At 64.0% G+C, this 12,742-nt stretch carries 13 protein-coding genes; 7 read left to right on the top strand and 6 right to left on the bottom strand.

Annotated features, from left to right (window positions below):
- Positions 1–126: 126 nt before the first annotated feature.
- Complete coding sequence (locus ACFVTM_RS21045) at positions 127–1,389, top strand: nitrate/nitrite transporter (protein WP_390206018.1); 1,263 nt, start codon at positions 127–129, stop codon at positions 1,387–1,389.
- Between the two features lie 79 nt (positions 1,390–1,468).
- Here ACFVTM_RS21045 and ACFVTM_RS21050 read toward each other — a convergent pair whose 3' ends face one another.
- A complete protein-coding gene (locus tag ACFVTM_RS21050) occupies positions 1,469–1,621 on the bottom strand; it encodes a hypothetical protein (protein ID WP_390206020.1) in 153 nt (50 codons plus the stop codon).
- 208 nt (positions 1,622–1,829) lie between these two features.
- Between ACFVTM_RS21050 and ACFVTM_RS21055 the strand changes: the two genes are divergently transcribed.
- The 4 genes from ACFVTM_RS21055 (at position 1,830) to ACFVTM_RS21070 (ending at position 6,003) form a co-directional block, all read left to right on the top strand.
- Positions 1,830–2,909, top strand: a complete 1,080-nt coding sequence (locus tag ACFVTM_RS21055; RefSeq protein WP_390206021.1) for a cupin domain-containing protein — start codon at positions 1,830–1,832, stop codon at positions 2,907–2,909.
- Positions 2,910–2,915: 6 nt separating this feature from the next.
- Positions 2,916–3,869, top strand: coding sequence for an AAA family ATPase (locus tag ACFVTM_RS21060; RefSeq protein WP_390206023.1), 954 nt, complete (start codon positions 2,916–2,918; stop codon positions 3,867–3,869).
- A 539-nt stretch (positions 3,870–4,408) separates the two neighbouring features.
- A complete protein-coding gene (locus tag ACFVTM_RS21065) occupies positions 4,409–4,990 on the top strand; it encodes an SDR family NAD(P)-dependent oxidoreductase (RefSeq protein ID WP_390206094.1) in 582 nt (193 codons plus the stop codon).
- Complete coding sequence (locus tag ACFVTM_RS21070; RefSeq protein WP_390206024.1) at positions 4,987–6,003, top strand: hypothetical protein; 1,017 nt, start codon at positions 4,987–4,989, stop codon at positions 6,001–6,003. Before ACFVTM_RS21065 ends, ACFVTM_RS21070 begins: the two co-directional genes overlap by 4 nt.
- A 40-nt stretch (positions 6,004–6,043) precedes the next feature.
- Here ACFVTM_RS21070 and ACFVTM_RS21075 read toward each other — a convergent pair whose 3' ends face one another.
- The 5 genes from ACFVTM_RS21075 to ACFVTM_RS21095 all read right to left on the bottom strand — a co-directional run bounded on the left by ACFVTM_RS21075 (position 6,044) and on the right by ACFVTM_RS21095 (position 10,274).
- Positions 6,044–6,247, bottom strand: a complete 204-nt coding sequence (locus ACFVTM_RS21075) for an IclR family transcriptional regulator C-terminal domain-containing protein (RefSeq protein WP_390206025.1) — start codon at positions 6,245–6,247, stop codon at positions 6,044–6,046.
- Between the two features lie 305 nt (positions 6,248–6,552).
- On the bottom strand, positions 6,553–7,479 hold the full coding sequence (locus ACFVTM_RS21080; RefSeq protein ID WP_390206027.1) for an ABC transporter substrate-binding protein: 927 nt from the start codon (positions 7,477–7,479) through the stop codon (positions 6,553–6,555).
- A 193-nt stretch (positions 7,480–7,672) separates the two neighbouring features.
- Positions 7,673–8,653 (bottom strand): ABC transporter substrate-binding protein, encoded by a 981-nt coding sequence (locus tag ACFVTM_RS21085; protein ID WP_390206028.1) that lies wholly within the window; start codon positions 8,651–8,653, stop codon positions 7,673–7,675.
- Between the two features lie 71 nt (positions 8,654–8,724).
- Positions 8,725–9,561 carry an ABC transporter permease gene (locus tag ACFVTM_RS21090; RefSeq protein WP_390206030.1) on the bottom strand — a complete coding sequence of 279 codons (837 nt, stop codon included), beginning with the start codon at positions 9,559–9,561 and terminating at the stop codon, positions 8,725–8,727.
- Positions 9,561–10,274, bottom strand: a complete 714-nt coding sequence (locus ACFVTM_RS21095; RefSeq protein ID WP_390206032.1) for an ABC transporter ATP-binding protein — start codon at positions 10,272–10,274, stop codon at positions 9,561–9,563. The genes ACFVTM_RS21090 and ACFVTM_RS21095 overlap by 1 nt, the downstream gene beginning before the upstream one ends.
- 398 nt (positions 10,275–10,672) lie before the next feature.
- On the opposite strand from ACFVTM_RS21095, the gene ACFVTM_RS21100 reads away from it, so the two are divergent.
- Together ACFVTM_RS21100 and ACFVTM_RS21105 are read left to right on the top strand one after the other, a co-directional pair.
- A complete protein-coding gene (locus tag ACFVTM_RS21100; protein ID WP_390206033.1) occupies positions 10,673–11,941 on the top strand; it encodes an NAD(P)/FAD-dependent oxidoreductase in 1,269 nt (422 codons plus the stop codon).
- A gap of 207 nt (positions 11,942–12,148) precedes the next feature.
- On the top strand, positions 12,149–12,694 hold the full coding sequence (locus ACFVTM_RS21105) for a transposase (protein ID WP_390206035.1): 546 nt from the start codon (positions 12,149–12,151) through the stop codon (positions 12,692–12,694).
- The last annotated feature ends 48 nt before the right edge of the window (positions 12,695–12,742 follow it).

The following is a 12,742-nucleotide window of genomic DNA, read 5'->3' on the forward strand; positions in this document are numbered from 1 at the left end:
GCATCGTGACACTATGCGGATAAAAAAGATTGCTATCGGTGACTGAAGAGGGTTATATTCATCACACGCAAATTCTTGTTTTCGCGATGTCCCGCGGCAACGACGCCCCTTCAGAATGGGATACCCATGACTACCCTTGACCCTGCCCGAGTCTCCACCAATGTTGATCCATCCGAGCGCCCTTATCGCTGGCTGGTCCTTGTGCTTTGCTGGCTCGCCTTCACCGTCACCTCCGTTGACCGTTCCACGTGGGGTCCGGCGTCGATCTTCATTGGAGAAGACCTCGGCGTGCCCTTGGCAAGCCTGGGGCTGTTCGCCACCTTCTACTACATCGGCTACGTCGTCTCGAACGCCGGCAGTGGATTCCTCACCGATAAGGTTGGCGGGCGCCTACTCATTTCGGTTTCCCTCGTAGGTGCCGGAGCGTCCATGATGCTCTTCGGGTCCACGACGTCCGCGTGGGTCGGAATGGCCGTCCAAGCAGTTATTGGCCTCTTCGCCGGAGCCGAATATGCCGCCGGCATCAAATTGATCTCCAGCTGGTTCCATCCCGAGAAGCTCGGCATGGCAATGGGGATCTACACCTCGGCTACTTCGCTGGGCGTCGTTGTGGCGAACACCGCCGTCCCCTACCTCATCGAGCACTACTCCTGGCATGCCTCCTATCTGCTTTTCGGAGGCATCTCCATCGTGGCCGGCATCGCCTGCTACACCATGCTGAGGCCCGGCCCGGTCATGTCAAAAAAGACCAACCGCACGGAGGGCCGGTCCGTCCTTATCGAACTGGGACGCAACAAGAACCTTCTTCTCCTGGCCCTGGCAGGATTCGGCGGCTTCTGGGGGACCTACGGCTTCATCACCTGGTCCAACGCCCTCATGATCAAGGGACACGGCATAGATCCCGTGGTCGCCGGCGGCATCGTGGCCATCTATGCAGCCCTCGGCGTCCTGGGCAAGCCCCTCATCGGCTGGATCGCCGACAAGTTCAACGGCGCCCGCAGGGTTCCCGCGATGGTCGTCCTTGGCTGCTTCTCCGTCATGCTCGTCGTCTTCGGCTTGCTGGACAACGCCGTCGCCTTCTTCATAGCTGCCCCGCTGCTCGGGCTCGGTGCCTACTGTTACCTCCCGCTCATTGTGGCCCTCGTGCCCCGGCTCGTGAGCAGCCGCGTTCTCGGCAGCGCCGCCGGAATAACAAACGCCATGTGGCAGATTGGAAGCGTCCTGGTCCCCTTGGCAGTGGGCGCCGTCTTCGCCGCAACCAACAATTCCTTCATGGCCGCCCTGATCACACTCGCCGCCGGCCCCTTCCTCGGCATGATCGTCATGTACTTCGTGAACGAGCACCCCGACGACGTCGAAATCGCTGTGGCGGACCAGGCAGAAGCCTAGCCTGCCGCAGACCCCTAGGCCCAACGATGGCCCCCCATCCATCCGGGATGGGGGGCCATCGTGCATGGAGGCGGACGCGTCAGCGCATGACCGTCGTGTCGATCGAGCCGAGGCCCCGCGTGAACTCGCCGCCCTTGAACTTCTCGACGCCAGTCTTCCACGCCGTGCCGCTCTGGTGGTCAAGGGCCACGCTCATGGCGTTGAGCCAGGCGTAGGCCCGCTCGTATGACATTGAGCTGACGTGCCTGCAGGCCTCCTTGGCCGCGGACACGACGGTCGGGCTCTTGGACTAGAGCTTGCCTGCGATCCCGTCCACCGTGGGCACGCAGCTCGGATGTTAGTACAACCAGACACATACCGCGATAAGGGTCTAACCATTGCACCTTTGATGGATTCAAGGCATACTCAAAGAACCATTGGTCCGATAAAAAGGAGTGCCTGTGTCGACGAAGACCACCACCAAGACCAGCCATTACCACGTGCAAAAAGCGCGACGCGAGAAGTACATCGAAGATTGGCGGGCCAACCACCGCGCCGTCATCCGCATCGAAGACGTTGAAGCCCGCCTCAAGCTGACCCAGCGTGGCTCCAAGATCGGTGTCTACATGGGCGAGGACGGCGACAACCCGACCCGCACCATCGATGCCCTGCTGCACGAGATCGACCCCGGCGTCGTCACCACGATTCACCGCCACTCTTGGGACGCCATGGTCTGGGGCGTCGGCGGTGAAGGCTGGATCGAGATCGACGGCGAACGCGTCAAGATCACGCCCGGCGACTCCGTGCACATCCCCGCGTGGGCTTGGCACCGCTCGGGCAACGACGGCGCCGAAGCCGTCCGCTACGTGACCTTCAGCTCGGAGCCGCTCATGGCCACCATGGGCTTCTCCATCCTTGAGGACCGCGGACACGAAGAGTTCTCCACCCTGCCCGGCCGGCCGGGCTACACCTCGGCCGAGGGCATCGAGGGTGACGACGCTTATGCCCGCCGTCTGCGCCGTCTCGGCAACGAGCAGGCCAAGCGCCGCAGCGGTCGTCTGCGCACCGACTGGGAAGAGCTGGAAATGCTCAACACCCCCCGCGGTTCCCGCACCACCTTTCTGCTCGACCGCGCCATCGGCTACGAGGCTTCCGGCATCACGATGGCCATGTTCGAACTCGGCCAGGGCCGACAGCAGTCGATGCACCGCCACCCGGGTGAGGCCTGGCTGTACGTTGTCGACGGTGACGGCCACTCCTACCTCGGCTCGGAAACCGAAGGCGGCGAGAACCACCCGTGGAAGAAGGGCGACCTCGTCTCGGTTGACCACTTCCTGTGGCACCAGCATTTCAACGACTCCAAGGACAACACGGCCCGGATGGTTCGTGTCCACATGTTCGACTCCTTCCTGGACACCATGAAGGCCATGATGGACCCGATGGTGCTCTTCGAAGAGCCGCCGACAGAGATCCGGGACAAGCAGGCTGGCGATGTCAACACCATCGTGTGGCCTGAGATGATCCGCCCGAGCTGGCCATAAGACCCGATGAGCGCAGATCTCCAGCACACCGAGGGGCACTCCCACCATCATCATGATGGGGGCACCCCTCATCGCACCCTTCCGCCGGGGGTCACAGGCCTGCATGCGCTGCCTGCCGACCACCACGACGGGCCGTGGGACTCCATGATTGTGCCCCCGGGCACCAAAGAGCGCTTGCTCAGCACCGCGGTGTTAGTCCTGCGCCAGGGGCGGCTCCTGACTAACCTGTCGGGAGCTCCCCACGGGCTCATCGTTCTTGCCGGTCCTCCCGGAACCGGCAAGACCACCCTCGCGCAGGGTCTCGCTCAAGCGGCAGCCCTCGCGGTGTCCAAGCGAGGTGCGACGACGCTTGTCGAGGTCGATCCGCATGCCTTCCCGAGCGACATGCTCGGCGAAAGCCAGCGGGCCGTCTCGAAGCTGTTCCACGACACCTTGCCGGAAATCGCGGCTCGGCGCCCACACACTGTAGTTCTCATCGACGAAGTTGAGGCTCTGGCTGTTCGCCGCAGCTCGGCATCGTTCGAGACGAACCCGGTGGACGTGCACCGCGCCACGGACGCCGTCCTCGCCGGACTGGACGCGCTCCGCGCGAAGTGCCCGCACGTCGTTCTGATCGTCACCACGAACTTCCTGCAGGCCGTGGACGAAGCTGTGCTGTCGCGTGCCGACCTCGTGCTCACCACGGAGTTGCCGAACGCGGAGACGATCGAAGGCATCGTGCGAGGCTCGCTCGAAGAGCTTGCCGGCCAGTGGCAGGAGATCCGCCCGCTGGCTGAGGACAAGGCCATGCATGTGGAGCTGGCTTCCCTCCTGGGTGGCCTCGACGGACGCCGCGTCCGTAAGACCATGTTGTCGGCACTGGCCAGCCGGACCGAGGTCGCTATGGAACCTGGTTTGGTCACCGCAGATGATCTACGCCGTGCCGCCCAGTTGGCCAGCGACACGGGGGCGCTTTTCTAGGCAGCCTTTCGCCGAGTTGACACTTCACGGCAATCCGGCTCGCGTGGAATGCCGTTGAATATCAACCCGGCGCTGTTCGACGGCGCACCAACAATAGTGCCCCGGCAGGAATTCCTGCCGGGGCACTATTAGCCCTAGGTAATGGGCCCTAGACATCTCGGAGGAGAGCGATCCTACGGGCGAGCACCCGCAACGATGACGACTTTCTCTTGCATGGGACTTCCGTTCTCTCAGCGCCCGGTGACGGTGCCGAAGATGCGGGCGATGGGGGCCAGGACGAGGGGCCGGGCGGCGATCCAGCCTGCGGCGATCACGACGAGCGATGCTGGCCCGCCCGATGATGACGCCGTCGTACGTCTCCGACATAGCGCTCCCCCCTCCTTTGGAAAACCCTGTGATTGTGAAATCTGTTCGCCATAGAAGAACGCTAGCCTGCAAGGAAGAACTTGTGGGATGCGATTCCGCAGGACGCAGCGAAGTCAAGCGACCGGCTCGGCGGCATCGAAGCCGCGACGCCGGATCCAGCAGAAGGGAATCATGTGACCACTCAGACAGCACACGCCGATGGCGGGCAAAGTCGGCCTCATCACCGGAGCGGGGCAGGGCATCGGGCGCAGGTTCGCCCTGGGGTTGCGGCCGCTGGCGCCGCGGTCGTCGTTGCGGATCTCGACGCGGGCAACGCCCGCTCGGGCGCCGAGGTGATCGAGGTGAACCTCACGGGCTCGTTCCTCTGCGTCAAGGCCGTGTCCACACCGATGCGCGAGCAGGGAGCCGGCGCGATCGTCAACCTCTCGTCGGCGACGGTCCTCAGCGGCCGGCCCGACTACCTGCACTACGTCACGTCAAAGGCGGGGGTCGTCGGCATGACCCGCTCCCTCGCCCGCGAGCTCGGCCCCGACGGCATCACCGTGAACGCGATCATGCCCGTCTCGGTGGACACCGGCATCGCCCACGACTCCGCCCGCCCGGAGGGGGTCGAGAGGATCGTCGGGGGGCAGTCGATCAAGCGCCGGCTCATCTCCGACGACATCGTAGGCGCGGCGGTCTTCCTGGCCTCGCCCGGCGCGAGCGCCATCACCGGACAGACGATGGTCGTCGACGGAGGGATGAACTTCCTGTGAGCAGCGGATACCAGGGCGGCGCCGACGAGCGCGTGGAACTCACGCTGGCCATCAACGACTCGGATCAGATCCGCGACATCGCCTCGGGCGTGGTGCCGGTCAACGGGGTGCGCCTGCGCACCGTGCACCACGAAGTCGAGGAGATCTTCTTCCGTTTCACGAAGTTCCGCGAGTGGGAGATCAGCGAGATGTCGCTGGGCAAGTACTGCTCGCTGCGCGGCGCCGGCGACGACTCGGTGGTGGGCCTGCCGGTCTTCCCCTCGCGATCGTTCCGGCACTCCGGCATGTACGTCCGCGCCGACGGCCCCGTCGACGATCCCGCGGCCCTCGCCGGCGCCCGCATCGGTTTCCCGGAGTGGACAGTCACCGCGACCGTGTACCAGCGCGCACTCCTGCAGCACGAGTACGGCATCGACCTGACCGGCGTCGACTGGGTGCAGGGCGGGATCAACGAGCCCGGGCGCATCGAGACGCTGCCGGTCGGCCTGCCCGACGGGGTGCAGGTGCGCGCCGAGCGCGAGCGCTCGCTCAACCGGATGCTCGTCGACGGCGACCTCGACGCCGTGATCGTGCCGCACACCCCGGAAGCGGCCGAGGACGGATCCGGTCGCGTCGTCCAGTTGTTCTCGGATGTGCGCACGGTCGAGGAGGACTACTACCACCGCACCGGCATCTTCCCGATCATGCACCTGCTCGTCATACGCAAGGACGTGTTCGACCGCTATCCGTGGATCGCCCCGAACCTCGTCACCGCCTTCACCGAGGCGAAGAACCGCAGCGTCGCGCGCATGCTCAGCGGCACCGCCCCGCACATCCCGGTGCCCTGGGGACCGACCTCCGCGCAGGCCGCGACGAAGGTGCTCGGCCCGGATCTCTGGCCCTACGGCGTCGAGGTGAACCGCAAGACGCTCGAAGCGTTCACGGCATACGTGCACGAGCAGCGGCTGGTGAAGCAGCCGCTCGCGATCGAAGACCTGTTCCCCGCGTCGGTGCTGGAGAACTTCCTGATCTGAGCCGCCGCGCCGCCGTCGATCGCGTCCGGCCCCTCGATGGCTACGGCAGGAGCTCGCTGATGCGCGCGGCGGCAGCGTGCAGCGCGTCGGCGACCTGTGGGGCGTCCGATTCCGCGAGACGAGAGGGCGGTGCCCCGACGGCGAGCGAGGCGACGGCGGTTCCGTCGTGCCGGCGGATCGGCACGGCGACCGAGGACACCTCGTCCTCGCTCTCGCCGACCGACGTGGCATAGCCACGCAGCACGCGGCCCATTCTTGCTGGAATCCCTCGAGACCTACAAGGGGCTGACGGTCGGTGGCCGGGCCGGGCAGCTAGTGCCCGCCTATGCTGCGGCGAGCCTCGACCTGGGCGATGCGTCCTCCGTCGCATCGGAGCTCAACGCCGGGAGCACGGGTGACCTGCGCGCTTGCCGTCGCGTGCGGCATCCGCTCGGCCGGCTCGGTCCGCGACGCGGTCGACCGCACCGTCCGGGAATTCGGCGAGCTCGACATCGTCGGTGCCCCCGAAGGAATTCCTGCCGGGGCACCGTCATTGCTAGGTACTGGGCCCTACCTGCCCCAGACCTTCTCCACGAAGGAGGTGTCGATCACCTTGGAAAGGTCTACCTTCCGGATGTCCGGATTCGTCTTGGACAAGGATTCCTGAGCGGACTTCAGCTGCTCTACGGTGACCAGCGGCTTCTTCGGGAGAACCTCCTTGGCGTAGAAGTCGAAGGTTTCGTTCAGAGCCTCCCCGTCGTTCTCGTTGAGGCGCGCCTTGATGACCTCAGGGGCGTACTTCTCATCCGAAAGCTCGCGTTCGAATGCCTTCTTGAGGGCCGTCAGGAACTTCGTGACCGTGTCAGCATGGTCCGTCGCGAAGGTGTCGGTGGTGGCGATGCCTACGTTGATGTTCGGCACCTTGCCCTCGGCGCGATTGATGATGCTCTTGAACCCAGCCGCCTTGAATGCCGCGGATGCTGGCGGGTGAGAGACGGCGGCATCGACAGTTCCTGCGAGCAAAGCGTTGTTGACGTTGGTCACCGAGCCAAGAGCAATCAGGTTGACGTCATTGGCCGTCAAACCGGCTTCCTTCGGTGCCGCGAGGGTCGCGACATAGACGGAGCCGCTAGCGGAACTGACACCGACCTTCTTGCCCTTGAGTTCCTTGAGGTCCTTGACGCCCTTAGCCCACATTTCATAGGGGAACACGGGGGTCAGGGTAGCGATGGTCTTGACCTCGGCGCCCTGGGCCACACCGGAGAGAATCTGGGATCCGCCGATGGAGGCAAGCTGGGTCTGGCCAGCGATAAGCGCCGGGAAGCCATGGTCGCTGGGCAAGCTCACGAGCTTGGCTGAGAGTCCCTGCTCCTTGAAATAGCCCGCTCCATCCGCGATCCACAGGGGCAGCTCGTCAGCGATCTCCTCGCTGTAGCTGACGGTGATCGCCGTCGGATCGGCGGGGTGCCGCTGCCATTGCTGTTGCTGCTGCCACACGCTGTCGTGGTGAGCATGAGCGCCGCGATGGCGATCAGGCCCAAAGCTTTGGCTTTCTGTGATGCCTTCATTTCCTTGCTTTCTGCCGAGTACGGATAGCCGGCGCCTCGGCGTCTGACCTCAGTCCCAGTTAACGGCCGAAGCGGGAAGCAGGTGACATACCTGCTTCCCGCTGACTGTTCAGGCCTTAGGACTACTTGCCCCAGACCTCATTCGCGTAAGACGCATCGATCACCTTGGTGAGGTCCACATTCTTGATGTCGGGGTTCTTCTTGGACAGCTCGTCCTGGGCGGACTTGAGCTGCTGGACGGTCGGTGCCGGGTTCTGCGGCAGCACGTCCTTGGCATAGAAGTCGTAGGTCTCCTTCAGTGCCTCGGCATTGTCCTCCTTAAGGTGTGCCTTCAGCAGCTGGGTGGAGTACGCCTCGTCCGAACGCTCACGTTCGAAGGCCTTCTTGAGCGCCGTCAGGAACTTCGTAACGGTGTCGGCATGATCCTTCGCGAAGGCGTCGGTGGTGGCAATGCCGACGTTGATGTTCGGGACTTTGCGCTCAGCAAGATTCAGGATGCTGTTGAAACCGGCCGCCTTGAAAGCAGCGGATGCCGGCGGGTGGGACACAGCGGCGTCAATGGTGCCCGCCAACAGTGCGTTGTTAACGTTGGTCACGGAGCCAAGCGCGATCAGGCTGACGTCATGCGCCGACATGCCAGCTTCCTTGAGCGCAGCAAGCGTAGCGATGTAAACCGAACCGCTGGAGGACGTGACACCAATCTTCTTGCCCTTAAGCGCCTTCATGTCCTTCTCCTTCGACCACAGCTCGTAGGGGAACACCGGGGTCAGGGTGGCGATCGACTTAACCTCCGCGCCCTGGGCAACACCGGAGACGATCTGGGAACCTCCGATGGAAGCCAGCTGAGTCTGCCCGGAAACGAGGGCTGGGAAACCCTGGTCGCTGGCGAGGCTGACGAGCTTGACTTTCAGGCCCTGCTCCTTGAAGTAGCCAGCCTCATCCGCGATCCACAGGGGCAGCTCGTCGGCTACCTCTTCGCTGTAGCTCACGGTGATGGTGCCGCTGGCGTCGGTAGCACCGCTACCGCCACAGGCGGTAGCGGAAAGGGCCAAAGCCGTGACGGCGACGGCGCCGAGAACCTTGGAGTTGAACCATGACTTCATTGTCGGTGCTTTCTTTTCGGGGGAGGGAGGAACAACACATCCGCGCTAGAACGAACCAGCCGGAAATAAACTTAGTGCGACTGCGGGCGCCACGCCGCGAAGTGCTTCTCAATGCGACGGAGGATACCCGTCACTGCGACGCCGGCAAAGGCAAACAGGAACAGACCTGCGAAAACCTTTGGGGTCTGGAACTGCTGCCCTGCGGTGCTCATCATCATGCCGACACCGTGCTCGGCACCGGCCAGTTCGGCAACGAACACGCCTATGAGAGCTTGGCCAACGGCCAGGCGCATGCCACTGGCGATGAACGGAACAGTGCCCGGCAACGCCACAGTGCGGAATAGCTGGAAATCATTCGCGCCGAAGCACTTGGCAACCCGAACTGCGCCTTGGTCCAGGGCGTGAACGCCCTGGACGGTGTTGATAAGGATCGGGAACAGCGCCATCAGGAAGACAATGGCGAACTTGGAGGTGGAACCGATGCCGAGCCAAATGATGAGAAGCGGCGTCAGGGCAATACGGGGCGTGGCATACAGGAAGTTGATGAAGGGATCCAGAGCCCAGCCAACGCGCCGGTACCAGCCGATCAGCAGGCCAAGCGGCAGGCCAATCAGAACCGCGAACGCAAGGCCAACGAGAAGTTCCTGGGTGCTCGTCCACAGGTCAATCCAAATATCGCCGCTACCGAAGAGGTCGGCAAATGCTTGGATGACGTCCGCCGGACCCGGCAGCAGCAATTTCTTGTGCTGGATACCTGCGGCGACAGCCCAGAGAATGATGGCAACGACGACGGCGCCGATGCCCCAGAGTTTCTGTTCATCCAGCCAACTGGGCAGACTTCGCTCGGGCATGCTCTCGCGGGCAGCCTTAGGCTTAGCGGTCGATCCCGAAGAGGTGGTGGTAGTCATCAGTGTTCCTCCTGCGCGGATGATCCGGCGGCAGACTTTGAGCTGTACAAGACGTCGGCGATCTCGTCGCACTTCTCGAGGAATTCCCGCGAGCGGCGAAGCTCCTGGCTGCGCGGACGCTCCCAGGGAATCTCGATCTCCTTGACGATCTTGCCCGGGCGGGGTCCGAAGACGCAGACGCGGTCGGCCAAGAAGGCGGCCTCGGCAATGTCGTGCGTGACGAACAGTGCGGTAACGTCGCGAGCGGCGCACACCCGAAGCAGTTCCACCTGCAGAACCTCGCGGGTCTGGGCGTCGATAGCGGCGAACGGCTCGTCAAGTAGAAGCAGTTCGGGTTCGACGGCGAGTGCGCGGGCAAGGTTGACACGCGACTGCATGCCGCCGGAGAGGTTCGCCGGGTACTGGTGCCCGACGTCGCCCAGTCCGACAAGGTCGAGCAGTTCGCGGGCGCGGTCGCGCTGTTCAGCCCTCGGCATCTTGGTGGACAGTTCCAGGCCATAGGTGACGTTCGCCACCACTGTGCGCCATGGCAGAAGGTTGGGCTGTTGGAAAACCATGGCCCGGTCGGGACCCGGTCCCGGGATGTTCCGGCCATCGAGCTGAAGTGAGCCCCCGCTGATGGGAACGAATCCCGCGACGGCATTGAGGAAGGTGGTCTTTCCACATCCCGAGGGTCCGACGAGGCAGATGAATTCGCCGCGCTTCAGCTCCATGTTGCAGTCTTCGACTGCGGTGACAGTCGGACTGGATTTGTTGGAGTTGTATTGGATGAGGACATCGCTTGCTGTGAGGTGTCCAGATTCTTTTTCGGTTCGACCATCCAGCCCCGTGGGGCCGGAAGCCCCGGACAGCGTCGTCCGACTAGGTATAGCAGTCATGGATTCACCATAGGTTCAATTGTTAGTCCAAAGCAACTTTTTTCGTGAGTTCTGACACATGAATTTTTCGCAACCCAACTTTCCCGGACAAGCGCGCCTCGCAAACCGCGATCCGGGGACACCGGCCACCACACCCCTCCGCGCCTTGGAATTCGCGAGATTGTTGTGACTCGGCTCTCGCCAAGTGGCACCTCGCCGCGCTAAGGTTTAATGGACTAACCAAAGGAGCTCTCATGACCCCCTCCGCCGCCGCTGCCGGAACCCTTATCATCGGCGCCAGCCAGGCCGGCCTGCAGATTGCAACGTCGCTGCGCGAATTCGGTGACACCGATCCCATCATCCTGGTCGGCAACGAAGACGTTGCCCCCTACCAGCGCCCGCCACTGTCCAAGGCCTACCTCGCTGGCAAGGCAACGGTCGAGTCCCTCGGCTTCCGCTCACTGGACTGGTACGCCGAGAAGCAGATCGAACTGCGCCTCTCCACACACATCGAGAACATCGAGCTTGACGCCCCGGGCTCGGGTAGTGGCGTCGCTATCACCAGCACGGGAGAGAAGATCCCCTTCGCGCGCCTCGCGCTCACCGTGGGCGGCACACCGCGCCAGCTCCCGATTGCCGGCGCCGAGCTCGACGGCGTGTGCGTGCTGCGCGATATTGCGCACGCGGACGATCTGCGCACCCGCCTGGGAGCCGCGTCTACGGTCGTCGTCATCGGCGGCGGGTTCATCGGGCTAGAGGCGGCTGCAGCCGCGACGGCCGCTGGCAAGGACGTGACCGTGGTCGACGTCGCTGATCGCCTTCTCGGGCGCGCCGTGGCTCCCGAAGTCTCCGCGTTCTACCTGGCAGCGCACCAGCGCCGCGGCACCAAGGTGCTCCTCTCCACCGGCATCGAGGCCATTGAGGGCACCGAACAAAATTCGGTGACCGGCATCCGCCTCGCCGACGGCACGGTGCTGCCCGCCGACATCGTGCTCGTGGGTATCGGGCTCGTGGCACACACCGATCTCGCCGCGAAGCTCGGCCTCGAGATCGATCGCGGAATCGTCGTAGACACCCTCGCACGCACCAGCAACCCGAACATCGTTGCCGCTGGCGACTGCGCCACCCTCCCACACCCGCTCACCGGTGAAGGCCGCCACCGCATCGAGTCCGTCCAGAACGCGATTGCACAGGCGCAGATCGCCGCGGCAACGCTCGTGGGACGCCCGCAGAGTCCGGCCGCCGTGCCGTGGTTCTGGTCAGACCAGGCGGACCTCAAGCTCCAGATTGCAGGCCTCTCCACCGGCTACGACGAAGTGGTGGTTCGCGGCGAGCCGGACACGGAGCAGTTCTCGGTGCTTTACTACACTGCCGGACGCCTGATCGCGATCGACTCCATCAATGCCCCGCGTGACTACATGGCGGTCCGCAAGCTCCTCGGCACCGGCGGCACCATTCCCGCTGAGCTCGCCGAAGACACGAACATATCGCTCAAGGACCTCGTGGCGGCCCCGGCAGTCTGATCCAGCCAGCAGTGTGAGCGGCATTCAGCACACGACGGCGCCCTTCACCTCCGCGGAGGCTTGGGTTCTAACGGTCGTTGCAACACCCCGGAGTTTGGGAGTTGCAACGACCGTGCCTCGTTTAATAGATGGGACAGCGGGATCAGGCGGACAAAGAACGGACGGATCTATCCGGACGGGCGGCGGATCGATTACACCAGTGGTGTGATGACGATGACCGCTGCCGCCGGCGCTGCCGTTTCCTTCCCGTTTCCAGGTCTGGCCGCACTGGAAAAACAGCTGGATCCGCGGTTCCTTTCGCTGGAGGACCGTCAACGGATCGCAGACCTTCATGCCCACGGGAAGTCGCTTCGGAAGATCGCTGAAGAGCTGGGCCGGGCTGCTTCAACGATTAGCCGGGAGCTCGCCCGCAACAGCGTCAGCGGAGGCGGGTACTACGCCTACGCAGCGCAACCGGCGGCCACCGCCCGCAGACCGCAGCCTAAGGACCGCAAGCTGCTGGCCGACTCGCGGCTGCGCCAGCACGTGAAGAACCGCCTGCACAGACGCTGGTCACCCGAGCAGATCTCCCGGAAGCTGGTCAAGAAGTTTCCCAACGATCCGGAGTTGTGCGTGAGCCCAGAGACTATCTACCAGGCCCTCTACCTCCAGGCCGCGGCGGGCTCAAACGCGAAGTACAGGCCGCCCTGCGCACCGGCCGGGCCCCCGCAAACCCCACAAAGACCCGCGGCAGCGCCAGTCACGGTTCGTTGATCCGATGGTGATGATCTCCGAGCGGCCAGCCGAGGTCGAGGACCGGGC

The organism is Arthrobacter sp. NPDC058130 (assembly GCF_042884475.1).
Lineage (GTDB): Bacteria > Actinomycetota > Actinomycetes > Actinomycetales > Micrococcaceae > Arthrobacter.

Coding starts and splice junctions, on each gene's coding strand:
- ACFVTM_RS21050 (WP_390206020.1), bottom strand. CDS start 1,621: ATGTCATACGAGCGGGCCTACGCCTGGCTCAACGCCATGAGCGTGGCC.
- ACFVTM_RS21060 (WP_390206023.1), top strand. CDS start 2,916: ATGAGCGCAGATCTCCAGCACACCGAGGGGCACTCCCACCATCATCAT.
- ACFVTM_RS21090 (WP_390206030.1), bottom strand. CDS start 9,561: ATGACTACCACCACCTCTTCGGGATCGACCGCTAAGCCTAAGGCTGCC.
- ACFVTM_RS21095 (WP_390206032.1), bottom strand. CDS start 10,274: ATGGAGCTGAAGCGCGGCGAATTCATCTGCCTCGTCGGACCCTCGGGA.
- ACFVTM_RS21100 (WP_390206033.1), top strand. CDS start 10,673: ATGACCCCCTCCGCCGCCGCTGCCGGAACCCTTATCATCGGCGCCAGC.
- ACFVTM_RS21105 (WP_390206035.1), top strand. CDS start 12,149: ATGACGATGACCGCTGCCGCCGGCGCTGCCGTTTCCTTCCCGTTTCCA.
- ACFVTM_RS21085 (WP_390206028.1), bottom strand. CDS start 8,653: ATGAAGTCATGGTTCAACTCCAAGGTTCTCGGCGCCGTCGCCGTCACG.
- ACFVTM_RS21045 (WP_390206018.1), top strand. CDS start 127: ATGACTACCCTTGACCCTGCCCGAGTCTCCACCAATGTTGATCCATCC.